The 24,827-nt window shown below is 35.5% G+C and carries 25 protein-coding genes; 13 read left to right on the top strand and 12 right to left on the bottom strand.

Features of this window, described 5'->3' with window-relative positions; translation table 11 throughout:
• Positions 1-34 precede the first annotated feature (34 nt).
• The 3 genes from LV704_RS18830 to LV704_RS18820 all read left to right on the top strand — a co-directional run bounded on the left by LV704_RS18830 (position 35) and on the right by LV704_RS18820 (position 5,566).
• Positions 35-1,885 carry a DNA topoisomerase IV subunit B gene (locus LV704_RS18830; RefSeq protein ID WP_163422140.1) on the top strand — a complete coding sequence of 617 codons (1,851 nt, stop codon included), beginning with the start codon at positions 35-37 and terminating at the stop codon, positions 1,883-1,885.
• Positions 1,886-1,916: 31 nt separating this feature from the next.
• The gene (locus LV704_RS18825; protein WP_163422141.1) at positions 1,917-4,544 is read left to right on the top strand and encodes a DNA gyrase/topoisomerase IV subunit A; all 2,628 of its coding nucleotides are present in this window, start codon (positions 1,917-1,919) and stop codon (positions 4,542-4,544) included.
• 65 nt (positions 4,545-4,609) lie between these two features.
• The gene (locus LV704_RS18820; RefSeq protein WP_163422142.1) at positions 4,610-5,566 is read left to right on the top strand and encodes a sterol desaturase family protein; all 957 of its coding nucleotides are present in this window, start codon (positions 4,610-4,612) and stop codon (positions 5,564-5,566) included.
• Between the two features lie 3 nt (positions 5,567-5,569).
• Here LV704_RS18820 and LV704_RS18815 read toward each other — a convergent pair whose 3' ends face one another.
• Genes LV704_RS18815 through LV704_RS18805 form a run of 3 tightly spaced genes read right to left on the bottom strand, consistent with a single transcriptional unit; the run spans position 5,570 to position 7,189 of the window.
• Positions 5,570-6,382, bottom strand: a complete 813-nt coding sequence (locus tag LV704_RS18815; RefSeq protein ID WP_163422143.1) for a TerC family protein — start codon at positions 6,380-6,382, stop codon at positions 5,570-5,572.
• 2 nt (positions 6,383-6,384) lie between these two features.
• The gene (locus tag LV704_RS18810) at positions 6,385-6,762 is read right to left on the bottom strand and encodes a DNA topoisomerase IV (protein WP_163422144.1); all 378 of its coding nucleotides are present in this window, start codon (positions 6,760-6,762) and stop codon (positions 6,385-6,387) included.
• Positions 6,763-6,808: 46 nt separating this feature from the next.
• Positions 6,809-7,189: a helix-turn-helix transcriptional regulator gene (locus LV704_RS18805; protein WP_163422897.1), complete on the bottom strand. Its 381-nt coding sequence runs from the start codon at positions 7,187-7,189 to the stop codon at positions 6,809-6,811.
• 289 nt (positions 7,190-7,478) lie between these two features.
• Here LV704_RS18805 and LV704_RS18800 point away from each other — a divergent pair, with 289 nt between their 5' ends.
• The 3 genes from LV704_RS18800 to LV704_RS18790 all read left to right on the top strand — a co-directional run bounded on the left by LV704_RS18800 (position 7,479) and on the right by LV704_RS18790 (position 9,715).
• Positions 7,479-8,594, top strand: a complete 1,116-nt coding sequence (locus LV704_RS18800) for a M14 metallopeptidase family protein (RefSeq protein ID WP_233782088.1) — start codon at positions 7,479-7,481, stop codon at positions 8,592-8,594.
• Between the two features lie 100 nt (positions 8,595-8,694).
• Positions 8,695-9,174: an Lrp/AsnC family transcriptional regulator gene (locus tag LV704_RS18795; RefSeq protein ID WP_055392737.1), complete on the top strand. Its 480-nt coding sequence runs from the start codon at positions 8,695-8,697 to the stop codon at positions 9,172-9,174.
• A gap of 25 nt (positions 9,175-9,199) precedes the next feature.
• Positions 9,200-9,715 carry a DinB family protein gene (locus LV704_RS18790; protein ID WP_163422145.1) on the top strand — a complete coding sequence of 172 codons (516 nt, stop codon included), beginning with the start codon at positions 9,200-9,202 and terminating at the stop codon, positions 9,713-9,715.
• Positions 9,716-9,729: 14 nt separating this feature from the next.
• Here LV704_RS18790 and LV704_RS18785 read toward each other — a convergent pair whose 3' ends face one another.
• Both LV704_RS18785 and aroB read right to left on the bottom strand, forming a co-directional pair.
• Positions 9,730-10,068 carry a hypothetical protein gene (locus tag LV704_RS18785; RefSeq protein ID WP_163422146.1) on the bottom strand — a complete coding sequence of 113 codons (339 nt, stop codon included), beginning with the start codon at positions 10,066-10,068 and terminating at the stop codon, positions 9,730-9,732.
• 95 nt (positions 10,069-10,163) lie between these two features.
• Positions 10,164-11,219, bottom strand: coding sequence for a 3-dehydroquinate synthase (aroB, locus tag LV704_RS18780; RefSeq protein ID WP_163422147.1), 1,056 nt, complete (start codon positions 11,217-11,219; stop codon positions 10,164-10,166).
• 91 nt (positions 11,220-11,310) lie between these two features.
• Here aroB and LV704_RS18775 point away from each other — a divergent pair, with 91 nt between their 5' ends.
• From LV704_RS18775 to LV704_RS18745, 7 genes are all read left to right on the top strand, one after another.
• Positions 11,311-12,483, top strand: coding sequence for a proline dehydrogenase family protein (locus tag LV704_RS18775; RefSeq protein ID WP_163422148.1), 1,173 nt, complete (start codon positions 11,311-11,313; stop codon positions 12,481-12,483).
• Between the two features lie 260 nt (positions 12,484-12,743).
• Positions 12,744-14,090: a T9SS type A sorting domain-containing protein gene (locus tag LV704_RS18770; RefSeq protein WP_163422149.1), complete on the top strand. Its 1,347-nt coding sequence runs from the start codon at positions 12,744-12,746 to the stop codon at positions 14,088-14,090.
• 16 nt (positions 14,091-14,106) lie between these two features.
• Positions 14,107-16,203 (top strand): hypothetical protein, encoded by a 2,097-nt coding sequence (locus LV704_RS18765; RefSeq protein ID WP_163422150.1) that lies wholly within the window; start codon positions 14,107-14,109, stop codon positions 16,201-16,203.
• Complete coding sequence (locus LV704_RS18760) at positions 16,200-16,433, top strand: Imm74 family immunity protein (RefSeq protein ID WP_163422151.1); 234 nt, start codon at positions 16,200-16,202, stop codon at positions 16,431-16,433. The genes LV704_RS18765 and LV704_RS18760 overlap by 4 nt, the downstream gene beginning before the upstream one ends.
• A gap of 43 nt (positions 16,434-16,476) precedes the next feature.
• Positions 16,477-16,704 (top strand): hypothetical protein, encoded by a 228-nt coding sequence (locus tag LV704_RS18755; RefSeq protein ID WP_163422152.1) that lies wholly within the window; start codon positions 16,477-16,479, stop codon positions 16,702-16,704.
• 56 nt (positions 16,705-16,760) lie between these two features.
• Positions 16,761-17,264, top strand: a complete 504-nt coding sequence (locus LV704_RS18750; protein WP_163422153.1) for a hypothetical protein — start codon at positions 16,761-16,763, stop codon at positions 17,262-17,264.
• Between the two features lie 110 nt (positions 17,265-17,374).
• The gene (locus tag LV704_RS18745) at positions 17,375-18,019 is read left to right on the top strand and encodes a hypothetical protein (protein WP_163422154.1); all 645 of its coding nucleotides are present in this window, start codon (positions 17,375-17,377) and stop codon (positions 18,017-18,019) included.
• Positions 18,020-18,065: 46 nt separating this feature from the next.
• Here LV704_RS18745 and LV704_RS18740 read toward each other — a convergent pair whose 3' ends face one another.
• From LV704_RS18740 to tsaE, 7 genes are all read right to left on the bottom strand, one after another.
• Positions 18,066-19,745, bottom strand: coding sequence for an AraC family transcriptional regulator (locus LV704_RS18740; RefSeq protein WP_163422155.1), 1,680 nt, complete (start codon positions 19,743-19,745; stop codon positions 18,066-18,068).
• Positions 19,746-19,975: 230 nt separating this feature from the next.
• Positions 19,976-21,679, bottom strand: a complete 1,704-nt coding sequence (locus LV704_RS18735) for an AraC family transcriptional regulator (protein ID WP_163422156.1) — start codon at positions 21,677-21,679, stop codon at positions 19,976-19,978.
• 163 nt (positions 21,680-21,842) lie between these two features.
• Positions 21,843-22,211, bottom strand: a complete 369-nt coding sequence (locus LV704_RS18730; protein ID WP_163422157.1) for a DUF4258 domain-containing protein — start codon at positions 22,209-22,211, stop codon at positions 21,843-21,845.
• A gap of 6 nt (positions 22,212-22,217) precedes the next feature.
• On the bottom strand, positions 22,218-23,417 hold the full coding sequence (locus tag LV704_RS18725; RefSeq protein WP_163422158.1) for an alanine dehydrogenase: 1,200 nt from the start codon (positions 23,415-23,417) through the stop codon (positions 22,218-22,220).
• A gap of 45 nt (positions 23,418-23,462) precedes the next feature.
• A complete protein-coding gene (locus LV704_RS18720; RefSeq protein ID WP_163422159.1) occupies positions 23,463-24,005 on the bottom strand; it encodes a hypothetical protein in 543 nt (180 codons plus the stop codon).
• 93 nt (positions 24,006-24,098) lie between these two features.
• A complete protein-coding gene (locus LV704_RS18715) occupies positions 24,099-24,236 on the bottom strand; it encodes a hypothetical protein (protein ID WP_163422160.1) in 138 nt (45 codons plus the stop codon).
• A gap of 173 nt (positions 24,237-24,409) precedes the next feature.
• Positions 24,410-24,826: a tRNA (adenosine(37)-N6)-threonylcarbamoyltransferase complex ATPase subunit type 1 TsaE gene (gene tsaE / locus LV704_RS18710; protein ID WP_163422161.1), complete on the bottom strand. Its 417-nt coding sequence runs from the start codon at positions 24,824-24,826 to the stop codon at positions 24,410-24,412.
• Position 24,827 lies beyond the last annotated feature (1 nt).

The raw sequence follows: 24,827 nt of genomic DNA, 5'->3' as shown, positions 1-24,827 counted from the left end.
AAATTTTATATTAGCAAGGATTAACCCTTAACTAATGGCAGAAACCAAGTATACCGAGGATAATATTCGTTCCCTGGACTGGAAGGAGCATATTCGTATGCGTCCTGGTATGTATATTGGTAAGTTAGGAGATGGTTCATCTGCAGATGATGGTATCTATATTCTCCTCAAGGAAGTTCTTGACAACTGTATAGATGAGTTTGTCATGGGTGCAGGTAAGACCATCGAAATCAGTATCAAAGAGAATACAGTTCATGTCCGTGACTATGGCCGTGGCATTCCTTTAGGGAAAGTAGTGGATGTGGTTTCCAAAATGAATACTGGGGGTAAATATGATACCCGAGCTTTTAAAAAATCCGTGGGACTTAATGGAGTTGGAACCAAAGCAGTCAATGCACTTTCCAACTTTTTTAAAGTTGAATCTATTAGGGATGGACAATCAAAAGCTGCGGAATTCAAAGCTGGGAATCTAGTGGATGAAGAATTGATTGATTCCACAAAACGTAGGGGGACCAAAGTAAGCTTTGTTCCTGATGAATCCATTTTTAAAAAATACAAATACAGAAATGAGTATGTGGAACGCATGCTCAAAAACTACGTATACCTTAATCCGGGGCTGACCATTGTCTTTAATGGAGAAAAATTTTTCTCAGAAAACGGATTGAAGGATTTATTGGAAGACAATAATAGCATGGAAGACATGCTGTATCCAATCATTCATTTAAAAGGTGATGATATTGAAGTGGCCATTACCCATAGCAGAACACAATACAGCGAAGAATACCATTCGTTTGTAAATGGTCAGCATACAACACAAGGAGGAACACATCAAGCTGCCTTTAGAGAGGCTATAGTAAGAACCATCCGTGATTTTTATGGAAAAAACTATGATGCTTCAGATATAAGAAAATCAATAATATCAGCGATTTCCATTAAAGTAATGGAACCAGTTTTTGAGAGCCAGACCAAAACTAAGCTAGGTTCTACGGATATGGGTGGAAAACTGCCTACTGTCCGCACGTACATCAACGATTTTATTGGAAAGTACCTTGATAATTATCTACATAAAAATCAAACCACTGCAGAAGCAATTCAGCGTAAAATTGTTCAAGCAGAAAAAGAACGAAAAGAACTTTCAGGAATTCGAAAACTAGCCCGTGACCGTGCTAAGAAGGCAAGTCTACATAATAAAAAGCTACGTGACTGCCGTGTCCACCTTCAAGACATGAAGAAAGATAGAAGGTTAGAATCTACTTTGTTTATTACGGAGGGAGATTCGGCATCGGGGTCCATTACCAAATCTAGGGACGTGAATACGCAAGCGGTTTTCAGTTTACGAGGGAAGCCTCTGAATTCCTATGGAATGTCCAAGAAAATCGTTTATGAGAACGAAGAATTCAATCTACTACAGGCTGCATTGAATATTGAAGAATCAATGGAGGACTTGCGATATAACAATATTGTAATTGCAACGGATGCCGATGTTGATGGAATGCACATTCGGTTATTGTTAATTACGTTCTTCTTGCAGTTCTTTCCTGAGTTGATAAAGGAAAACCACTTGTATATTCTACAAACTCCTCTTTTTAGGGTTAGAAACAAAAAAGAAACGATCTATTGTTACAGTGAAGAGGAAAGGCGTAATGCCATTGAAAAACTGACCGGTAAACCAGAAATTACACGATTTAAGGGGTTGGGGGAGATTTCGCCGGATGAATTTAAATTTTTTATTGGTGATGACATCCGTTTAGAACCCGTAATGTTGGATAAGGCGATGAGTATAGATAATTTATTGAAGTTTTACATGGGTAAAAATACTCCAGATAGACAAGAATTCATTATTAAAAACCTTAAAGTAGAACTTGATTTAATAGAAGAAAATTAACTATAAACCAAATAAATGTATACCCTTCTAAATGGAAGAGAATGAAGATTTGAATGATGAAGGTTTAGAAAGCCAAGATAGTTCACAAGATAGCCTTACTCGCGTAACGGGAATGTATAAGGATTGGTTTTTAGACTACGCCTCTTACGTTATCCTAGAACGTGCAGTTCCTGCCATAGAAGATGGCTTTAAGCCTGTGCAACGAAGGATAATGCATTCGTTGAAAGAGTTGGACGATGGCAGGTACAATAAAGTTGCCAATGTTGTAGGGCATACCATGCAATACCATCCGCATGGAGATGCAAGTATTGCCGATGCCATGGTTCAGATAGGCCAGAAAGACCTACTCATAGATACACAAGGAAACTGGGGGAATATTCTAACAGGAGATAGAGCTGCAGCTTCAAGATATATAGAAGCCCGCCTTTCAAAATTTGGATTGGAAGTTGTTTTTAGTCCAAAAATTACGGAGTGGCAACTTTCATATGATGGCAGAAAAAGAGAACCGGTAAACCTTCCCGTTAAATTCCCATTGTTGTTGGCTCAAGGTGCTGAGGGTATTGCAGTGGGGCTTTCCACAAAAGTGCTCCCGCATAACTTTATCGAGTTGATTGATGCATCCATTAAGCATTTAAAAGGACAGCGTTTCAAGCTGTTCCCTGATTTTCCCACTTCGGGAATCATTGATGTTACTAACTATAATGATGGTCTCCGGGGAGGGAAAATTCGTGTTCGCGCTAAAATTTCCACTTATGACAAGAATACCTTGGTCATTAACGAAATTCCTTATGGGACCAATACATCATCTTTAATAGATTCTATCCTAAAAGCCAACGACAAGGGTAAAATCAAGATTAAGAAAATTGAGGATAATACCGCTGCTGAAGTTGAGATTTTGGTTCATTTGCCTAGTGGTATTTCTCCAGATAAAACTATAGATGCGCTATATGCTTTTACGGCTTGCGAGTCTTCCATTTCTCCCTTAGGGTGTATTATAGAGGATAACAAACCTTTGTTTATAGGGGTCACGGAAATGTTGGAACGTTCTACAGATTGCACTGTTGAATTGTTAAAGGCCGAGCTTCAAATTCAACTCAATGAGCTGGAAGAACAATGGCACTTTGCCTCGTTAGAACGGATTTTTATTGAGAATAGAATCTATCGAGATATTGAAGAGGAAGAAACATGGGAAGGGGTTATTGCAGCAATTGACAAAGGCCTTAAACCCTTCACAAAAAATCTTAAAAGAGCAGTAACTGAAGAAGATATCGTTCGTTTAACCGAAATCCGCATCAAACGTATTTCTAAATTCGATTTAGAAAAAGCCCAACAACTTCTTGATAGTTTAGATGAAAGAATTGCTCAGACAAAACATGATTTAGAGCATTTGGTAGACTATGCCATTGATTACTTTAAAGAGCTTAAAAAGAAATATGGAAAGGGAAGGGAACGAAAATCTGAAATAAAAATATTTGATGACATAGAGGCCACCAAAGTTGTCATTAGAAATACCAAGCTTTATGTGAACCGTGAGGAGGGCTTTATTGGAACTTCTTTAAGGAAGGATGAATATGTTACAGATTGCAGTGACATAGATGATATAATTGTGTTCACCAAGAAAGGGGAGATGATGGTGACCAAGGTTGATTCCAAAATCTTTGTTGGAAAAGGAATCATACATGTGGCGGTATTTAAAAAGAAAGATAGTCGTACCATTTATAACATGATCTATAAAGACGGTAGGGGAGGCCCCAGTTATATCAAAAGATTCAACGTCACAAGTATTACTCGTGATAAAATGTATCAATTGGCAGGGGGCAAGCCAACATCAGAAGTGCTTTACTTCTCGGCCAACCCCAATGGAGAAGCGGAAACTATTACTGTTTTATTGAGGCAATCTGGTAGTATTAAGAAATTGAAATGGGATTTAGATTTTGCAGACCTTTTAATAAAGGGAAGGGCCTCTAAAGGAAATCTGGTAACTAAATATCCTGTAAAAAGAGTAGAGCTCAAAGAAAAAGGGGTTTCCACGCTTAAACCTAGAAAAATTTGGTTTGATGATATTGTGGGGCGTTTAAATGTTGATGGCAGAGGTGAGCTACTGGGCGATTTTAAAGGAGATGATTTATTATTGATTATTGACCAGAAAGGTAAAGTAAAAACGATTCCGCCGGATTTAATGACCAGGTTTAATGATGATATGATTGTTTTACAAAAGTGGAATCCAAAAAAACCAATTTCCATAGTACATTATGAAGGTGAAAAAGAACGCTATTACATAAAGCGGTTTTTAATTGAAAACCCAAACAAGGAGGATTTGGTGATTTCCGAACATTCAAAATCACATCTAGAATTGGTCTCTACAGATTGGCGCCCAGTAATTGAAATCGAATTTTCAAAACCAAGAGGTAAAGATGCCAAACCAAATCAACAAGTTGATGTGGAAGATTTTATTTCTGTAAAAGGTATAAAAGCACTAGGAAACCAGCTCACGGCCGAGAAAGTTAAAAACATTAATGCCTTGGAATCATTGCCTTTTGAAGAGCCTAAAGAAACTGTTCCTGAAGAGATGGAAGTCATTGATGAGGAGTCAATAGGCTTTACTGATGATGAAATAGATTCAAAAGATGAAGGTTCTGATCAAACAACTTTGTTTTAATGCTTTATTCTAACTATTTTGGCGCCTAAGTTATGCACCCTAACCCAATAGCTTAAATTTTATATATGGATTTTACCAACCCGTTAGTATACGGTGTACCTGTTTTTATTGCCTTTATTTTATTTGAGCTTACTTATAGTAAAACACATGGAGACGACCACCTTTACAATTGGAAAGATTTGGCGGCAAGTGGTTTTATGGGTGTAGGTTCGGCTATTTTGGGTCCTTTGTTCAAAGTTATTTTTGCCATTGTTCTTTTTGAAGGAGTGTATGAACTATGTAATCCTTTAGTTGATGGTGTAAGACAAAATTTTCTTGGATACGAATCTTTTGGCTATGCATGGTATGTTTGGATTTTGTGCCAGTTGGCTGATGACTTTACATACTATTGGTTCCATAGGGCCAACCATGAGATTAGAGTTCTTTGGGCTGCTCATATTGTGCACCATTCCTCTGACAATTACAATTTAGGTACCGCAGTGCGCAACGGCTGGTTTACCATACTGTACAAACCATTGTTTTATATGTGGATGACAGCAATTGGTTTTCCTCCAGAAATGGTGGTGGTTTGTTTAGGTATAGAAGCACTTTGGCAGTTCCAGTTGCATTCCGTGTATGTTCCAAAACTTGGATTCTTGGAAAAGATTTTTAACACACACACCATGCATCAAGTGCACCATGCACAGAATGTGGAATACTTGGATAAAAACCATGGCGGGTTCCTAAATATTTTTGATAAAGTATTTGGCACCTGGAAAGAGCTTGATGATGATGTTGATGTGAAATATGGAGTGATTCACTCCCCAGATTCTTATAACCCTGTAGTAATACTTACCCACGAGTTTAAGGATATCTGGAATGACACTAAAAAGTCAAAAAAACTATCAGATAAACTGATGTATATTTTTGGCCCTCCAGGATGGAGTCATGATGGCAGTACGCTTACGGTAAAACAACAGCAAAAACTTCATCTGGACCATAAGCAGCAACATCCAGAATTAACCTATCAACGACCAAATTAAGAACTACTCTTCAGAAACTTCAGCGTTCTGTCTTTTGTTCTTTTTCATCCTAAGATCGAAAAATTCAACCATTAAGGAAAAGGTTATTGCAAAGTAGAGGTATCCTTTAGGTATAGCTCCAATTTCATTATCAAACACCACTAAATGTGATAGGTGTGCGGCTTCAGTAATTAACATGAACCCGATAAGGATAAGGAAGGATAGGCCCAAAACTTGAACTGAAGGATGCTTATTGACAAATTCTCCAACCGGATTGGCAAACAGCATCATTATAACTACTGAAATAACTACTGCAGTTATCATTAATATCAATGCATCTGTTGGATTTGGGGAAATACCATTGGTCATACCAATAGCGGTCAAAATAGAGTCAAAAGAAAAAACAATGTTGATTACCGTTATTTGAACAATTGCATTGGTCAATGATGATGAACGCGATTTTGTCACTTCTCTTTCGTCATGACCTTTATCTTCAATTTTTTCACGAATTTCCTTGGTGCTCTTATACAGCAGAAAAAGGCCGCCTAAAAATAGAATCAAAGCTTGCCAACTAATACCACCGGTAATCCATGATTCATCAACAACAAGAAAAGGTTTTTTCATTTTTGTCAGCCAGGTAATTCCAAAAAGCAAAAGTATTCTCATGGCCATGGCCAAAACCAGTCCAATATTGGTTGCTTTTCTTCTATCTTGCTTTTCTAGTTTGCCAGCAGCAATAGAGATGAAAATAATATTATCTATCCCTAGGATGATTTCCAGAAAAGTCAAGGTCAACAATGCCATCCAGGCATCGGGGCTAGTAAAGATTTCAAACATGGTTAGTGTATTTTGTATGCGGTTCCTTTAAATTTACGCTTGTCGCCAATGGCATTATATTCAAATGTATAAGAAGAATCTGAAGTTGTCAATATTTTAATGTGAATTGATTTTTCTTCAGCCTTACTTTTTGGGTTTATATTTTTTAACACATATTCGCAATCATTGATCCATCTGACGGAAGACGTATCTTGCTTTCCTTCAAAGTGATCCACTTCCATTTCTAAAGTTCTGGAAAATGTTGATGTCTGCTCTTGACCATTTATGGTACTAGTGAATGAAAAGTTACCTGTTTTAAAGTTGCTGCAGTTACGCTGAGGAGGCTCGTTGCATGCGCCAAAGGATATCAATAATGCGCCAAGAATTAATTGTTTCATCATGACTACAAAGTAAGGGGAAAGAACCGAAATAGATAAATAAGCTCAACTATTTTTTCATCTCAAAAGATTCGAAAGTTCCATCAGTATAAAATACTACGATTCTTGAGGCTTCAACTTTTTTGATATTGTCATTATCCCTTACATTACTTTTTTCTATAGATATTGAAGGTGGGTTTGGAGTAGGGGAATCTTCATTTTGTAAAGAATTTGGAAAATTCCCTTTCCCATTAAGTAACCAATACAAATTAACTTCAGGATACGTCTGAACTACTTTCATTACAAAATCCAAGCTTGGCCTGTTTCTTCCTTTTAGGAGGTGTGAAATGCTAGATCGCTGAACGCCTATCTTATCCGCAAAGGAAGATATTGTAAGTCCGTAATGATCAATTACCGTTTGTATGCGTTCTATAATCTTGTCGTTCACAATTGTACTTGAGTTTAGGTAAAAGTATTAATCACCAGACTTAAATACAACGAATATTTAATTTATTTCAAGTAATAACTATAAACTTTCAAATTATATAAAATGATATAAAATACTGTTTATTAATTATTTAAGTAGTTATTTGGAATGCAGGTGGTTTTATTTGAAAACACTAGGTACATCTGTAAATTTTTTAAGATAAAAAACACACGATTGTAAATTACAGTGCTTTAAAATGTTCACATTTGTAACATATAGATGATTTACTTTTGTAAGCTCTAACCTAAACTCAATGCCACTGATTAATCATTTGGATTACAAGGAAAGTACCGTAAAAGGTAGATATGTTACTCTTGAAACATTACAAAAGAGATGGCTAACGAACCTGAACTTTTCTACTCTTCAAAACATAGGAACGTCTGTTGATGGTGATGCTTTAAAATCAATAACTCTGGGAAAAGGCAATAAAAGAGTTTTGATGTGGTCTCAAATGCATGGGAACGAATCTACCACCACAAAAGCTGTAGTGGATATGATTAATTTTTTAGTGTCTGATGATAAGCATGCTAAATCTATTATGGAGTGTTGTACAATTTTAGTGATACCCATATTAAATCCTGATGGAGCAAAACGATACACTAGGGTAAATGCAAACAACATTGATCTGAATAGAGATGCAAAATTGCTTACACAACCTGAAAGTATTGCGCTAAGAAACGTATTTGAAGAATTTAAGCCTGATTGTTGCTTTAACCTCCATGACCAACGGACTTTGTTTAGTGCAGGTAAGGCTGAAAAACCTGCAACGGTTTCTTTTTTATCCCCCGCCGGTGATATAGAACGGAATGTTACCCCCACAAGGGAAAGTGCAATGAAACTTATTGTTGCAATGAACATAATGCTACAAAAGGAAATTCCAGGGCAGGTAGGGAGATATGATGATGCCTTTAATGACAATTGTGTGGGTGATTTTTTTCAAACCAAACAAGTACCTACTATTTTGTTTGAAGCCGGTCATTATCCAAAGGATTACAGTAGGGAAAAAACCAGGGAATTTATATTTCACTCATTAATAGAGGCTCTTAGGGTAATAGCTCAAGAAAAGATTGAGGACTTTAAAATTGAGGATTATTTTGAAATTCCAGAGAATGAAAAACTTTTTTATGATGTTTTGATTAAAAACCCTCAAGTTGTTAATTCAAATTTTAGCCCAAACCATTGTGTTGGCATTAGATTTAAGGAAGTGCTAAAGGAAAAAGCCATTTTGTTTGAGCCGGAAATTGTCGATATCCATGAATTAAAAGAATGCTTTGGCCATGAAACATTTGATTGCTCGGATAAAAATGATTTTGATGCATTATCTTTTCGTAAGGAAATTCTTAATTTAATTATCACTGCTGAGCAATAGGCAGGTGTTTGGACCCAGTTCTTACATTTTATTTAAAAAAAAAGCATTTTTATTACGTATATTTTCTTAATTAACTAATTTTGTTGAAAATAATAGCACAATGAGTAAAGTAAAATTGGACGAAATTGATCACCAGATATTAGATATGTTAATAGACAATACCCGTACACCTTTTACGGATATTGCCAAAAAACTTTTAATTTCTGCTGGTACGGTTCATGTGAGGGTAAAGAAGATGGAAGAGTCGGGAATAATAAAAGGTTCTTCGTTAACATTGGATTATGTAAAGCTAGGGTACTCTTTTATAGCTTACGTAGGTATTTTTCTTGAAAAAACCCATCAGACCAAATTTGTATTGGAGCGTCTTAATCAAATTCCATACGTTACTGTTGCTCATATCACTACAGGAAAGTTCAATATTTTCTGTAAAATAAGAGCTAAGGATACTACACATGCAAAGAATATCATTTTTAAAATTGATGATATTGATGGCATTAGCAGAACAGAAACAATGATTTCGTTAGAAGAAAGTATCAACGATAAAAAGCGTTTGATGCATACTATTTTTAACGAACTATAATTTTTAATCTTCTTTCGTTAGTATTATGCGCAGCTCAGACTTAACTGTTTCTGAATATAATCCCTATTACCATACTTATATTCTTGCCCTAGGAGATGTTAATTTGATGGATAGTCTAAAAGATGGAAAGGAATCTTTTACATCTTTTATGGAAGGACTCTCAGAAGAAAAACTAAACTATTCCTATGGAGAGGGGAAGTGGACTTTGGCGGAAGTTTTAATGCACATCATTGATGCTGAGCGTGTGTTTCAGTATAGGGCATTACGATTTGGGAGAAATGATGACACACCATTGGCCGGTTTTGACCAAGATGTCTATGTACCTCAATCCAATGCATCAAAAAAGACGAAAAATGAAATACTGGATGAATATCAAGCCGTAAGAAACAGTACTATTAGTCTCTTTAAATCTTTTAATGGTGATGCGTTAAAACGAATTGGTATGGCCAGTGACTCCAAGATGAGCACAAGGGCAATGGGATTCATTATATGCGGACATCAGGCCCATCATTTAAAAATAATCCGAGAACGTTATTTTTAGGGTAGCGTAATTTTTTAGTATAGGCTATCAGTTTCTAAATCCGTATCTGATTCTAATTCTGGATTGGTGAATTCATTCTTTTCAGAATCAAGCACAGCTTTTGCATTTACATTCTTATCCAATTCTTTTTCAATGTTTTCCTCAAAGTTTGCAATGAACTTGGAAAGGCTCTTACTGATTTTAACCAAGTAGATGGCATCATCAGTCTTTACTTCAACAGCTTCAATGATTTCCCCATATGGTTTTTTAAGGGTGATAATATCTTCATCACCATACCCATAGGGATAAGAATCTATTAAAACGGCAGCAACCTTGTGGTCTAACTTTTTGTAATCTATTAATATTCGTTTCATACTGGATGGGTTTTGATTTCCTATCCTAAGCTATGAATTTTTATATCTGATAAATCCAAAGAGTTGTCAATAGCAACTTTTAGTATATATAATTGCTATTCTGCGTAGTAAGCAAATGCTTTGGCAAAAAGATTGTTGGGTACCTTAATATCTATAAGCGCAGTTCCTATAGCTTGGAGCAGCACAAAATTGACTTCTCCATGAGAATTCTTCTTGTCATACTTTAAAAGCTTGAGAATGGCCTTAATATCTTGGTTATCAAAAGTTACACGTCCAAAATGTCTCAGAAAAGTTTCTTTTATTTCTTGTAAAGACAATTTAGATAACCCTTTTAATTCATGAGAAAAATAGCCCTCTAGAATCATCCCAATGGCAATGGCCTCTCCATGCAACAGTGTTTTCTTCTCAGGATGTTCCAAACAATAGGATTCAATAGCATGCCCAAGGGTATGCCCAAAATTCAAAATTTTTCGTAACCCTTGCTCGGTAGGATCTTGGATAACTACATCGTTCTTTATAGAAATAGATTTCTTAATGCATAGCGCATCTATGAATTCATTCTTTTCTTTCAAAGATTTCCAGTAATCGGCATCCATGATCAGTCCATGTTTCAACATTTCCGAATACCCACTTTTTAGTTGTCGAGCCTCTAAAGTCTTAAGGAAACTAGGGAATACCAACACCATTTGTGGTTGATTAATGACCCCAATCTGATTTTTTAAAGCACCTAAATCCACCCCGGTCTTTCCCCCAATGGAAGCATCCACCATTGACAATAGGGTAGTGGGGATGTTTATAAAATCTATACCTCGTTTAAAAGTTGATGCCACAAATCCACCAAGATCCGTTAAAACACCTCCTCCAAGATTTAGTAAAAGACTTTTTCTATCTCCATCATGGCGAGACAATAACTCCCAAACCTTTGAGCAAGTTGCTATGTTCTTATGTTCCTCTCCAGATTGTATTTCCAAAATGGCATCAACCCTTTTTTCCAACTTCTTTTTGAAAATAGGTAAGCAATACTTTTTGGTATTCTCATCAACCAAAATAAACACTTTGGAGTAATTGCTTTTTGCAATGTGTTGTCTAAGAGCAGCTTCCGCCAACTCCTCTAAATGGACCTCGTATGAATGCGATTTTATAGATTCCATAATTTAATTTGCACTGCTAAATAAAGACTATTTTTATAGATAATGTTCTAGAATCCCTACTTATATTTGAATCTTTAATATATCGATAATAATGTACCCAAATTTTGAGAATACTGCAATAGCATTCCAGTTAAAAACGGACTCTGAATTAGAACGCGCTTATTTCTTGTTCAAACTCATTGCAAATGAACCATTGGTGAAAATTGGAACAGCGGTGACCAATTTTGCCATAAAGGCACATCTCCCTATTGAAGGTTTGATCAGGGCAACAGTTTTTGATCACTTCTGTGGAGGGGTGAACGAGGAAGATTGTATGCCCATTATTGATAAAATGTTCGAAAACGGAGTATGTTCCATCTTGGATTATTCGGTGGAAGGAAAAGAGGTTGAAGACCAATTTGATTTTGCTCTGAACAAGACGTTGGAAGTCCTGGATTTTGTAAAAGAAAAAGCTGCCATTCCCTTTGCAGTGTTTAAACCTACAGGATTTGGCCGGTTTGAACTGTATGTGAAAGTTAGTGAGGGCAAAACACTAAACGATGTTGAATCTGCTGAGTGGGAGCGTGTTTTAAACCGGTATGATCAAGTTTGTAAAAAAGCACATGATCTTGATGTGTGTTTATTAATTGATGCAGAGGAAAGTTGGATGCAAGATGCCGCGGATGCCATTTCTTTGGATATGATGCGGAAATACAACAAGAAAAAAGCAGTTGTATTCAATACCATACAGATGTATCGATGGGATAGAATGGATTTTTTAAAAGAATTGATTGATACAGCTATTTTTGAAAATTTTAAAGTTGGGTTGAAGGTAGTTCGCGGGGCGTATATGGAGAAAGAAAATGAAAGGGCAAAAGAACATGGCTATAAAAGCCCAATCTGTAAATCAAAAAAGGCAACAGATGAAAACTTTGATGAGGCCATTTCTTTTATGATGAATCATTTGGACAAGATTTTAATTTTTTCAGGAACACATAATGAGGAAAGTTGTTTAAAGCTTGTTTCCCAAATGAAGGATAAAGGTTTAAATGCCTCCCATCCCAATATTTGGTTTGGTCAATTGTACGGAATGAGCGATCATATCACCTATAATTTAACGGCAGAAGGCTACAATGCCGCTAAATATGTTCCTTACGGGCCGGTTAAAGATGTAATGCCATACCTTATACGAAGGGCAGAGGAAAATACTTCTGTAGCTGGGCAGACTACCAGAGAACTTGGATTGTTGCAAAAGGAAAAGAAAAGGCGAAAGCTGGATCTTTAATTTTTAGCTTACAAAGGTTCGTTTTTATAGATTTCTACATTATTATTTTATAGTTCAACTAAAACTATATAGCATTTTTTAGGACATTTCCTTGTTCTAGCAATTTTTATTTTGCTCAATTTATAAATTGGATGGTCTATTTATAAATTGAGCAAAAACGGAATTGGATGTATCATTTGGTATATGCAATTTTATCCAAATAAAAATACCTACAACATTTTTTGTCTATCCATAGTCAAATTTTAAAACCTTATCCAACTATGAAAATAAAACTATACTTAAGTTTCATTTGTATAATGCTAACCGCTAATGGTTTTTGCCAACAAGAGAATTCAAACTCACAAAATTCTGATAGAGTCCACGAGATAGACTCCTTAATTTATAGTAATGTACTCACAAACAGAAAATCCAGACAACTTTTCAAAGAAGTAAAGTCTTATGCAGAGAATGGAGATTCGGAAGCATTATGTTTGTTGGGGGTCTTTTACAAAGATGGTATTGGGACACCGTTGAATTTCAACAAAGCACGACGACAATTTATAAAAGCCTATTCTTCTGGAAGTGATAAAGGAGCTTATAGTCTTGGGTATCTTTATCTCAAAGGCCTTGGGAATATCAAACAGGACTATCTAAAAGCAATTGAATGGTTCCAAAAAAGTGATTATCCCATGGCAAGGCATTGGCTCGCCAAAATGTACTATTTCGGGTATGGGGTTCATAAGGACAAGGCAAGAGCGATGGAACTTCTCAAGGACAATCTAATTTATAACAGCGAAGTCTTGTTGGAACAATTCGACAAAAATGATGAAGACGGTAATGAAAATACGAAAAGAGATAATCTTCCAAGAGAAATAGAAAGCAATCCAGAACGGGGTTCCTATGAATCAGAATCCATTTTAGCCATTCCACCTTCCAATATTGAAGGAGTCTGGAAAGGTTATCTCATGGAAATGGATTGGTCTGGCAAGTCAATGATAAGGAGTTTTCCTGTTGGTTTCTCTGTGGGCAAAATAGAAGATTCGTACGGCGCTGTTAAAACCAATGTTGAAATCAACGAAACCTCAATTGAAAGTGGAGGAATTTGGAAAGATGGTACACTTACCCTTTTTGACAGCCAAATCAGTATTGAAAAACAATACACTGACCATCCAGACCTTAAGATTCTTAATTATGATCTATTATCGATTTCATTTACTGAAAAAAACATTGACGAAACCACTTATCTCATAGGAAATCTGGAATCCCAAATTTTGCAATGGTCGGAGCCTGGACCACCAATGATTTTGGTTCTTACCAAGGAAGATATTCAACTCTCCGATGAAGCCTTGGCTTCTTTTGCAGAACAAGATGAGAGCTTTATAAAACTATACCCAAATCCCTTTGTGAACGATTTACTAATTCATTATGAGCTGGGTTCTGATTCCAATGTTGAAGTGAAGCTGTTGGATTATTATGGCGGAACAAGCGTTGAAATAGTGACTAACTCATTCTTAAAGTCTGGTCAACATACCCATACCCTGTCAAACAATACGCTAAAGGCTGGCCTTTACGTCATACAGGTGCGCGTAAACGGACAGACTCATTCCAAATTGGTCATCAAAAAATAACCTAACCTTCAAAAAAATGAAAAATTTCTATATAACAATCTTGTTCTTTACTGTTTTTTTTACCTGTAGTAGTTCGGTTAATGCACAGTACCATACCTATGACAGAAATACAGCAATAGAAAGGGAAAAGCAGGATACTCAAAAAAAGAAAACTTCTACCAAGAAGAAAACGACAACTAAGAAAACTACGACCAAGAACACCACCTCGAAGACTGAGGAGCCTTTTAATTTCGATATCACTTTCAATAATATGCAAGTGTTATTAGACATGCAGAAAGCTATCAACATAGCCCAAAGGAAAAAAATTGACGAATGGCTAAAAAAACAGGAAAGCAAGTTCCTAAAAGAAATCAATAGGCAATTAGGTACTAAACATAGCACTTTTAGTACTGCTCAAAAAGATTTTTTCAAAAACTATGAAAAGAACCTAAGAGGTGTTGAGCGTTCAGCTAACAAATTGGTCTCTAGTCATTCTAACAAGTCCAAGACTTATGATAAGGAGCAAGAGACCTACACCAACGAGTTTAACTTAATAGATGAGTGGAGACTTATTAAAGCTGTTTGCGCGCCTCGAAATGGCCCTGGTATCGAATGTGACCTTTTTAATAAGACTATTAGAGGAACTCGCCTTGGAACTGCAAGCACTGCTTCATTGAACCAACTTTGGGATAAAATTTTGGTCGATTTTTCTAAGAAGGAATACGAGTCTGCCTTGAATAAGGCATGGGCTCGGGGAATAAGTAAAATTGTCAGTGATGGAAGTCTTTCAAATGAAATGGCGAACAAACATGTTACCTACTATAGACAGCGTGGTTTACAGGATAAGATTTTCTTTATGACGACCTATCTTACTCAATACAACAATCGGCACTTGCCAAGTGTATTGAAACCCTATATCACTAAATATAATCCCCCGAATTTTTGGAGTAACAATACACTTTTGGATATGGGGAAAAAGAAAGCTCCTGCCCTTACAGATTCGGAAAAAATCTTTCAGAGGTACTTTTTCGAGAATGAGGCAGAAAGATGTATCAATTCAACATCTAGTGTTCAGCAATCTTTATGTGCCAAAAATTATGATAGATTAATTGACCTCAGAGAAGAAGTCATTTTAGACCATATGGAAGACCTTTCCTCTAACAGTGAGTTCGGATTGACTCGAAAACTTACCAATATACGTGAAGGTTTCCGAAAAGGCAACGGAGGAGGTAAAATAGGTGGTTTAGATGCGCTTTCATATAGAAATTGGATTTTGGATGACAATGGCTCTAATAGGTTTTATGAGCTAAACAATGGTGGATGGGTCTATCGATCCAATTCTCCAAGAAAAGGAATAAATGGAGGTAATTCCTTTTCCGAACCAAGCCTTAATGATGATGGTTTTTATTACTATATATACAATGAAGAATTGAAAAACTGGCATGAAATTTTATTGCCAGCTAAGGGAGTGGACCCTAATAGTGACCCTTTCTTGGCTGTTGCATTTTGGGATGTGATGAAAGGAGTTGGAAGATATGCATTGCCCTTTGAAGATGTTATTATTTTAATTGATGGAAAAGATTTTGATGGAAACGAAGTCAGCCAAGCTGAAGCTGGCATATTTCTTGTAATTGGTTTTATCCCTGGGGGGAAAGTTTTCAAACCTGTTTTTAAAGTTGTAAAAGGAGCCAAAGTTTTTAAAATTGTTACTAGACAGGGTGCCAGAACAATTATTACTAACTTAGAAAAGTTAACCACTTTATTTAAGTCTGGGACTAACAAATCTTTCTTTTGGTCAGGAAAAACTAATGGTGTCGGTGGTGCAACAAGGGCTTTGGAAATTGCAAAGTCTAAGGGAGGAACCACTTTGGAAGGTTTGATTGATTCTAAAAAGATAGAGTTACCTAATTGGGATTTGAGTAACCCGCAGTCGTTGGAAGCATGGAAAGAGGTTTCGAAAATATATGCTGAACAGGCTTCCGGAGAAGTTCGGGCCATTATCGGTAAGGATTTAAGGACTGGAAGTGTGTGGGAGGTTATTGAACTACCCGCCCTAAAAGCTAATAAAAAGGTAACTAAAATTATCACTATTGACCCATTAACGTTACAAGAAAAAGTTATTTTTATAAGATGAAAATTACTGGCACAAAATCATATATTGTTATAGAAACAGAAGGCAAAACCCTGAAAATTGAGGGTGAACTTACTACTACACCAGCTTTTTATGCGGACAAGAAGTCTATCCAAAATTGGGAAAAACCAAACGAAAGTATAAAAATAACCGAGGAAGAGAAGGAAACCTTAATCGAGAAAATCCTTATCGAAAGTAATAAAGATGGAAATGTAAAAATCATCTTTGAGTAAAGTATTATAGAGTAGCATTTTACTCTATAAGCAATGAATCAACATGGCTCTTCAAAATAATAATTATGTGCTTAGAAGATTTGATTTTTTTCCTCCATTTGAAAGAGATTTTCAATTCACTATATGCAGAACTCAAGAGGAGTTTGTAGGGGGAAGAAGGCAAATTATTATATCAAAAGATTTTTGTAATCTTTTAGTAAATAACGGGATTATTAAATACGATTCTAATAATTTGATTCCTATAAAAAGAATAGATGGTCCAAAAGGATAAATCTTTTGGTCATCTATATTGAAAATAAGGTTTAGTATTCTCATTTTTCACTAAATATGGCATCACCATTTAGAAAACATTTCCATCAACTTATATCAACAGTTCTATTAGTTTTTGTATGTGGTAAAGGATATTGTCAAATATTAGATTCTTTAGCAGTTGATTGCATTAAAACAAAGTATAATGAGAAAAATGTAAATATTGACTCACTGTTAAATATCTATGAGGATTTTTTAATTAAAAACGAATTTTTGTCTCAAAAAAAAGAGAGACGTTACACAACCTATTTTCAGAAAATGTTTTCAGAAAATGATTTTATTGGATATGTTCCTGAAGACATCTTTAATGTAATTTCCAAAGTAGAAATTGGAAAACATATGGACAGAGGGTGTTTTGACAATTTAGTTAAACATGACATAGAAACATTTTCAGTTGCCGGTAAATTTTTTCTGTTCGATGATTTTTTGGGGCAAGTCAAAGAAATAGAGAATACCCCCAAAGAAATGGGTTCTTTTTTCTTGAGAACTTTTCAGAAAGTGAAATGCAAAGACCTTTCGTGAGAATGACCCTTTTAATTATGATAGCCTGGGTATCTGATTTGAACAGGTTAGAAAGCTTAAGACCACTTTTACCTCCCATTAAAGGTTAGCATCATTTAACTCCGGTCAAGATGAAATCATTAATATCAACTCTTCTTTGCTTAATTTTTATTGTCTTCTTTGGAAACGGACAAGGCATAAGAGGGAAATGGATGCAGGTTAAAATCCCCAATTCAATAAGTTACCCACCCATAAATATTATAGAAATATCGGGTGACAGTATTTTTGCTTATGATTTTGATAAATTATATGATAAGGGGAGAATTGAACTTTTGGACAATATGTTGAAGCTGGGAGATACCGTGTCGGTTGGTTTTGAATTTTTAAATGATAATGTTTTTGTGCAAAGATTCTCCAGTAATTATGAGCAAAAAAATACTGCATTTAGGTTTGTAAGGCTATTGCCAACAAAAGACAAGGGCAGGCTAGCCGATAATGTTCAAAATACAATTTATAGTATCCCTTTTGGTTATGAAAAAATGATATTTAAACTGGGTGAGCGAAAAACTAAAGGTGATGCTATTGTAATTAATGACCCTCCCATTGCTACTGACTACAATAGCATTGAAAAATTCGGAGAAACTTATTTCTTATGTTTCTATACGCTTGAATATCTTACCTACGCTTTCCCCATTAAAGAAATAACCTCAGACTCGCTTATACTGTACGGTATTCCAAATACAGAAAATGAAGTGGTTGCCAGAAGAGTATATTAATTTTTTTTCCAAATTTAATAGACGGGGTAATTAGAAAGCCATTGGATTAATCTAATTGAGCAAAAGATTCTTTCTCTAGTTGCTTTAAAAAAACTCCTGGTGTTACCCCAACTTTAGCTTTAAAGGCTTTGTTGAAAACTGCCAAAGAGCTAAACCCGTATAGCTCCGCAATCTGGATCATGGATTTTCCCTTGACAACATTTGGGCTGCTCTTTAAATTGTTGATAGCATACGTTATCCGTAAGTCTTTCAGATAGCTTGAAAAATTATGTCCCTTATTTACGTTTATTACCTGGGACAAATAGGAGCTGTTCGTGTTCAAGGTTTTTGCCAATGATTGTTGGTTGACCGTATTGTCTAGAAAACCTTTTTCTTTTTCCCAATGGTCTAAGTTTTTCAATATTTCTTGTAGAATGCCCGCATCAATATCAATTGTAGGTTCCTTAAAACTTTTTGAGAAATTTCCAGTTTCCAACTCTACGGGTTGTTTCAAGGCAAGCTCGAGCCTTTTTTTTGTATTTCTATACTTTAGGTAGTATCCCAATAGTCCAACAATCAGTGCTCCGCAGATAAAGTAAAATACTTGTATGCGTTTACTTTTGGAAGAAATGATATTGTTCATCAGGGACTCTTCCTCTTGTTGTAGGGGAAGATCAAATTTCTTCAGGGTAATCTCCCTTAACCGCTCTTGAGTTCTTGCCAGAAGGCTATCATAATAAACTAACCTATTGAAGTATCTTTTTTCTGCATGACTATTATTATCAATGGCATCTTTTAACAAGAATCGATATACTTCATTGGCATTATCAAGCAGGGGGTAGTTTATTGTTCCCATGATACTGTCAAAGGATTGAAAATATTCTTTTTTTAAATCTAAATAACCAAGTCGACCCTCAATTTGACCAAGATAAAACAGTTTGTTGGCCTTAGAGGTACCATTGGTGTTTTTTATATACTTTGATAGGGTATCCTTTGCTCTTAAAATGTCGTTATCATAGTAATCCACTTCCGCCGAAATTTCTCGTAAATCTTGAAGTTCATCGGTGTCTTTATTTTCAGTTGCTATTTTGATGGCTTCTTTTAAATATAACCTAGCCGAATCAACTTTTTTTGCATACGTGTAACAACGAACCATGGTATGAAGGTTGTCCAAATGAAGACTCTGATAATCTGCTACTTTAGTTTTATTTTTTTCAAGAAAGGCTAAAGTTTTTTTTTGCAGCGAAATAGCTTCGCTTTCTTGTCCAAATTCAGCTTTTACATTTGCGAGTTCGGATAAAACAATAATCATTAAGTCTTTATGATTAGACTTTTTTGCTAAATGAAAACTCTTAATAAAAGCTTCAGTTGCTTGTTCGTCATAATAATTTTCATAAAACTGAGCACCTTTTGTGTAATATGCGAGAGTCATAAATTCGTCAAGGTCAACTTTATCTAACCTTTTCATGCCTGATATAATTGAAATGGCAGAATCAACACTTTTTATACCTTCTTTCATGGGTAAGCTCCATGCTATATATCTATATGCACGTGCAAGTTCTAAGGTATCTTGTTCCTTTTTTGCTTTGGCTACATGAAGATTGAAATAGGTGTTTAAATACCTTCCGTCTTCAGATTCCCAGATGCTTCGTATTTCGGCGAAGGTAGTTTGTGAGATTGTATCATCCGTGACATTTTGTGCTGTGCAGAATTGAGTTATTGTAACCAGAAGAGTGAAACATCTCAAAAAAAAGTTAATGGAAATAGACTGCATGTTTCTTTGTAATAAAAACTTCATTAGAACCTAAGAAATATAAAGTTAAAATTATTAAAAAGAGAAAAAACTTGAAGAACTACTAAATAAAATTGACCAATTGAATCGTTTATCTAATAATACCCCTATAGTCAAATAGTTGCTTTATGAAATGTATTGCTATATGATTCTCGAGGGATGCGCGTTTTACATTAAAGCACGCCTTAAAGAACAGGAGTAACCTTAGCTATTTGTTTTAAAAAAACTCCTGGTGTTACCCCAACCTTAGCTTTAAAGGCTTTGTTGAAAACTGCCAAAGAGCTAAACCCGTATAGCTCCGCAATCTGGATCATGGATTTTCCCTTGACAACATCTGGGCTGCTCTTTAAATTGTTGATAGCATACGTTATCCGTAAGTCTTTCAGATAGCTTGAAAAATTATGACCCTTATTTACGTTTATTACCTGGGACAAATAGGAGCTGTTCGTATTTAAGGTTTTTGCCAATGATTGTTGGTTGACCGTATTGTCTAGAAAACCTTTTTCTTTTTCCCAATGGTCTACGTTTTTCAATATTTCTTGTAGAATGCCCACATCAATATCAATTGTAGGTTCCTTAAAACTTTTTGAGAAATTTCCAGTTTCCAGCTCTACGGGTTGTTTCAAGGCAAGCTCGAGCCTTTTTTTTGTATTTCTATACTTTAGATAATACCCAAAAAACCCAAAAACCAATAGGAAACTTAGTACATAGAATATAAATATTAATTTTTCCTTAGAAGCTATTGCCTTGTTCAACTCCTGCTTTTCGGCCTCTTGGTAGGGTAAATCTAATTTTTCTAAAGTAATCTGACGTAAACGCTCTTGGGTTCTCGCCAAAAGACTATCATAATAGACCAGCCTACGAAAATATATTTGCTCATTAGCATGTTCATTATTGTCTATCGCATCTTTAAATAAGAATTGGTATATCTGGTTTATATTATCTACTAGAGGGTAACCAATAGATTTCATAATACTGTCAACTGTTCTAAAATGCTTTTTCTTTACATCTGGTTTTCCAAGTTCTCCCTCTATCATGCCTAAGTAATAAAGTCTATCCGCTTTATTTGTACCATCAGAGATTCTGACATACTTAGTTAGTGTATCTTTCGCTTTTAAGAGACGGCCATCATAATAATCCAATTCTGCATTCAATACTATTACATCCTCGAGGTCGGGTTTCCATTTTAGCTTAGTTGACAACTTTAAATATTTGTCAATGTAAAATCGCGACGAATCGGTCTTCTTTGCAAATAGATAACCATAACCCAAATAGCCTAGACCTTCTAAGTATACTTCATTGTAGTCTACAATTTTATTTTTATTTCTCTTGACCAACTCTAATGCCTTTTTTTGAAGTAGAATTGCTTCGCTTTCTTGTCCATATGCAGCTTTGTAGTACGAAAGAACATACATAGCATGAATCATTTGATCTATATTATTGTTTTTTTTTGCCCAATGAAAACTCTGTATAAACGCCTCAGCTGCTGATTCAATTAAATCATAATTATGAAAAGCTGCTCCTTTGGAATAATAAATCTGGGACATGACTATTCCAAGGCTATCCTTTTGCAATGATTGATAGCTTTTTATTATTGCAGTTGCAGTATCCAAATTGTTTAATGCGTCTTCTAAATTTTCTACATCCCAAGATTTATATCGATAAGCAGATGCCCATTGAAGCGTGTCCTTTTCTTTTTTTGCTTTGGCAATATGTAAAGGGAATATTTCACTTAAATATCTTTTTTCCTCATCTCGGTAGATGGTATACATTTCCTCATATGTAAGCCGGGATATTTCTTCATCTGTAAATTGAGCAACACAATACTGAAATGAGATAACCGTAAGAAAAATTAAAATCAAGAAAGATTTGGGATCAGTAAATCTCATAATTCATTTGCTGTAAAAAACTCATAAAAATATCAGAAATATAAAGTTAAATTTATTAAAAAGAGAAAAGACTTGAAGTACTGCTAAATAAAGTTGACCAATTACCTCACTCAAGCAATAATCTTGATTGCTAAAAAACTGAGGTTATAATATTTTACTTATTTTAATGCATGATTTTTTCAATCATCACTTTGTCTGTACAGTTTTTTGCCAACAGTACCCAATCTTTTCCCTCTACCGTATTGGAGATATAATAAATTTTACAAGGTTTGGCTTTGGTGTCGCTTTTGCCAAAATCGATATCCCCATCTTCTAAGAAAGATTTTACTAGGAGTGAATCGTTGGTCGTGGTTCCCATATCTTCAGAAAAAACAAGAGGTTTGGACCTCATATCTTTTAGAACCCTACAATTGGGGAAATAGCAAAACTCTGTTCCAGTTTCCTCAGATTTCTTTTTAAGGAAGAAAACAAGAAATACAATTCCAATAGACAGTCCAACAAGGTACCATCCCAAGCGTTTTAAAAATGCCATGCTGATTTAAAAAATAAGAAAATTAATATCATTATAGGTAAGCCCAAACCAGTCTCCAACAGATTTATTGGTCAAAATGCCGTGGTACATATAGAGACCGTTGCGTAACCCTTTGTCAAAACGAAGCGAATGTTCCAGCCCACCATCTTCACCAATTTTTAATAAATATGGCGTAAATATATTACTGATGGATATCGATGATGTTCGTGGATATCTTGATGGAATATTAGGAACCCCATAATGAATCACATCAAATTTTTCTACAGTTGGCTTGTCATGACTGGTGACTTCGGAGGTCTCAAAACAGCCGCCCATATCAATACTTACATCAATAACTACTGCACCTTTCTTCATATTTTCCACCATGGTACTAGAGACTACAATAGGGGAGCGGTCTTGTCCCCGGGTGGCACCAATGGCAACATCACAGCGCTTAAGAGACTTCAAAAGATTTTTGGGTTGAATGGTGGAGGTGTATACGGTTTGGTTAAGGTTGGTCTGAATATTCCGAAGCTTGGTTATGGAATTGTCAAATATCTTAATATTTGCCCCAAGTCCAAGGGCAGAGCGCGCCGCAAATTCGCCAACAGTACCAGCTCCAATAATCACCACTTCAACTGGAGGAACACCACTTATATTACCAAACATTAAGCCATTGCCCTTATTGGTAGTCGCCATTAATTCTGCTGCTATTAAGATAGAAGAAATACCAGCAATTTCACTCAGTGATCGTACAGCAGGATATTTTCCATCCTCATCTCTTATGTATTCAAAAGCAATTGCAGTCAGTCTTTTTTTGGCCATGGCCTCAAAGTACTGTTTGGACTGTGTTTTAATCTGAAGTGCAGAAATGATTATGGTCTGCGGGTTGAGCAAATCAATTTCTGATAGCGTAGGAGGTTCCACCTTGAGAATTAGCGGACATGAAAATACTTTTTTGGTATCTCGGGTTATCTCTCCACCTGCGTTGGTGTAATCTGCATCTGAAAAATTGGCGCCATCTCCAGCACCAGATTCAATCAACACCCGATGTCCATGCGCAGTAATCGCATTAACGGCATCCGGGGTAAGGCATATGCGCTTCTCTTGATACTGATTTTCTTTGGGAAGGCCAATAAAAAGTTCTCCTTTTTGTTTTAGAATCTCTAAGGTTTCTTCTTGGGGTAAGAGTTGTTGTTTACTAAAAGGGGAAGATGGTTGATTCATAAAATGAAAATCTGAAAATAATGCTAGAAAAGCATAATAGCAAATTTACATCTTTTTTGAAAGGGTATGTTGCCGCTGTTCTAGTTTCTCACGTTCTTTTCGGAGTTCTTCTTTTTCCTTTAATATTTGGAGTTCGGTGTCCATTGAATCTAAGTCTATCCCGTGAACATGTTTATCAAATAACTTTATTCTTATAAAATATACCACAGGGACTATCACCATAGTAACTGCTACAACATATAAAACTTCATTTTCATCAATTTTGGTAGAATCGGATGTAAATACAGCATATAACTGAAATGCATACATTGAGATAGGAATCAAGATACTATGATACCACCAATTTTTACAGGTGACAAACCAAAAAATAAGAAGCACTAAGGGAACTAGCTTGATAAGATAATAATACAACGCCGTTCCAGCATCTGCAAAACCATTAGGAGTCAATGTAAAAAACAAAATGTTAATTTCTTGCTCACCGTCTGCTATATATTTATGTGAATAAAAAATTAATGGCGTTATCGCAATAAACAAAGCAAGTAAACCCTCAAGTATTAACTTGTTTCTTATCTGTTTTCTTCCATTCATAATATAAGGATAACTGTAAATACAGTGATTTATTGTAATAAAAAAGCCCCACAATTATTTGCAGGGCTTTCGTTAGAATTAATGATAAAGAAATTAGCGATCTCTCACAAATTTCTTTTTGTCAATGTTTACTGTCTGATCCTCATCAACATTGATAACGTCAGTAGAAACCGCAGTCATCGCCAAAAAAGCAACAGCTAGTAATCCAAAAAATAGTCTTTTAGTGTTCATCGTAAAAGAGTTTTTGGTTAATAAATGAATTCATTTCAAGAACAAATGTAGGAAAATTTCCCTACCCACAATGCATTTCACCGATAAAAATTGCATTTAATCCCGTAAAGAGTGCTTTTTACCGACAGATTTGCAGTTCATCGAAACTGAGGAGAAGATATGTTTTAATAGAATCAATCTAGACTAAACTCGATTGAGCGAGTGTTTTCATCGATAAACTGTAAGTAAACAGATACAGCATCTTCAGGGAGTAATGGTGCAATTTTTTCTGGCCATTCTATAAATAACCAGGCAGTGGAATTGAGATAATCTTCAAAGCCAAGATCCAAAGCTTCCACTTCATTTTCTATTCTATAAAAATCAAAATGAAAGGCCAGAAGCTCGTTATTTTTATTTTGATATTCATTAACCAAACCAAAAGTAGGGCTGTTCGCTAAGTCAATTCCTCCAAGTTCTTGTACTAAAGCTTTTATCAAGGTGGTTTTGCCCGCACCCATTTCTCCATGAAAACAAACAACCTTTCCTTTTGTGTTTTTTAAAAAACTTTTAGCGACCTTATGTAACTCGTCTAGCTGAAACGTAATTTTCAAA

The sequence above is a fragment of the Flagellimonas sp. CMM7 genome, assembly GCF_021390195.1.
Classification (GTDB): Bacteria; Bacteroidota; Bacteroidia; order Flavobacteriales; family Flavobacteriaceae; genus Flagellimonas.
This window is presented reverse-complemented; position numbering and strand designations above follow the sequence as displayed.

Coding starts and splice junctions, on each gene's coding strand:
- LV704_RS18745 (WP_163422154.1), top strand. CDS start 17,375: ATGAAATCATTAATATCAACTCTTCTTTGCTTAATTTTTATTGTCTTC.
- LV704_RS18790 (WP_163422145.1), top strand. CDS start 9,200: ATGCGCAGCTCAGACTTAACTGTTTCTGAATATAATCCCTATTACCAT.
- LV704_RS18815 (WP_163422143.1), bottom strand. CDS start 6,382: ATGTTTGAAATCTTTACTAGCCCCGATGCCTGGATGGCATTGTTGACC.
- aroB (WP_163422147.1), bottom strand. CDS start 11,219: ATGGAATCTATAAAATCGCATTCATACGAGGTCCATTTAGAGGAGTTG.
- LV704_RS18775 (WP_163422148.1), top strand. CDS start 11,311: ATGTACCCAAATTTTGAGAATACTGCAATAGCATTCCAGTTAAAAACG.
- LV704_RS18785 (WP_163422146.1), bottom strand. CDS start 10,068: ATGAAACGAATATTAATAGATTACAAAAAGTTAGACCACAAGGTTGCT.
- LV704_RS18715 (WP_163422160.1), bottom strand. CDS start 24,236: ATGAACACTAAAAGACTATTTTTTGGATTACTAGCTGTTGCTTTTTTG.
- LV704_RS18820 (WP_163422142.1), top strand. CDS start 4,610: ATGGATTTTACCAACCCGTTAGTATACGGTGTACCTGTTTTTATTGCC.
- LV704_RS18770 (WP_163422149.1), top strand. CDS start 12,744: ATGAAAATAAAACTATACTTAAGTTTCATTTGTATAATGCTAACCGCT.
- LV704_RS18730 (WP_163422157.1), bottom strand. CDS start 22,211: ATGGCATTTTTAAAACGCTTGGGATGGTACCTTGTTGGACTGTCTATT.
- LV704_RS18800 (WP_233782088.1), top strand. CDS start 7,479: ATGCCACTGATTAATCATTTGGATTACAAGGAAAGTACCGTAAAAGGT.
- LV704_RS18755 (WP_163422152.1), top strand. CDS start 16,477: ATGGCTCTTCAAAATAATAATTATGTGCTTAGAAGATTTGATTTTTTT.
- LV704_RS18750 (WP_163422153.1), top strand. CDS start 16,761: ATGGCATCACCATTTAGAAAACATTTCCATCAACTTATATCAACAGTT.
- LV704_RS18830 (WP_163422140.1), top strand. CDS start 35: ATGGCAGAAACCAAGTATACCGAGGATAATATTCGTTCCCTGGACTGG.
- LV704_RS18825 (WP_163422141.1), top strand. CDS start 1,917: ATGGAAGAGAATGAAGATTTGAATGATGAAGGTTTAGAAAGCCAAGAT.
- LV704_RS18735 (WP_163422156.1), bottom strand. CDS start 21,679: ATGAGATTTACTGATCCCAAATCTTTCTTGATTTTAATTTTTCTTACG.
- LV704_RS18795 (WP_055392737.1), top strand. CDS start 8,695: ATGAGTAAAGTAAAATTGGACGAAATTGATCACCAGATATTAGATATG.
- LV704_RS18765 (WP_163422150.1), top strand. CDS start 14,107: ATGAAAAATTTCTATATAACAATCTTGTTCTTTACTGTTTTTTTTACC.
- LV704_RS18760 (WP_163422151.1), top strand. CDS start 16,200: ATGAAAATTACTGGCACAAAATCATATATTGTTATAGAAACAGAAGGC.
- LV704_RS18720 (WP_163422159.1), bottom strand. CDS start 24,005: ATGAATGGAAGAAAACAGATAAGAAACAAGTTAATACTTGAGGGTTTA.
- LV704_RS18810 (WP_163422144.1), bottom strand. CDS start 6,762: ATGATGAAACAATTAATTCTTGGCGCATTATTGATATCCTTTGGCGCA.
- LV704_RS18725 (WP_163422158.1), bottom strand. CDS start 23,417: ATGAATCAACCATCTTCCCCTTTTAGTAAACAACAACTCTTACCCCAA.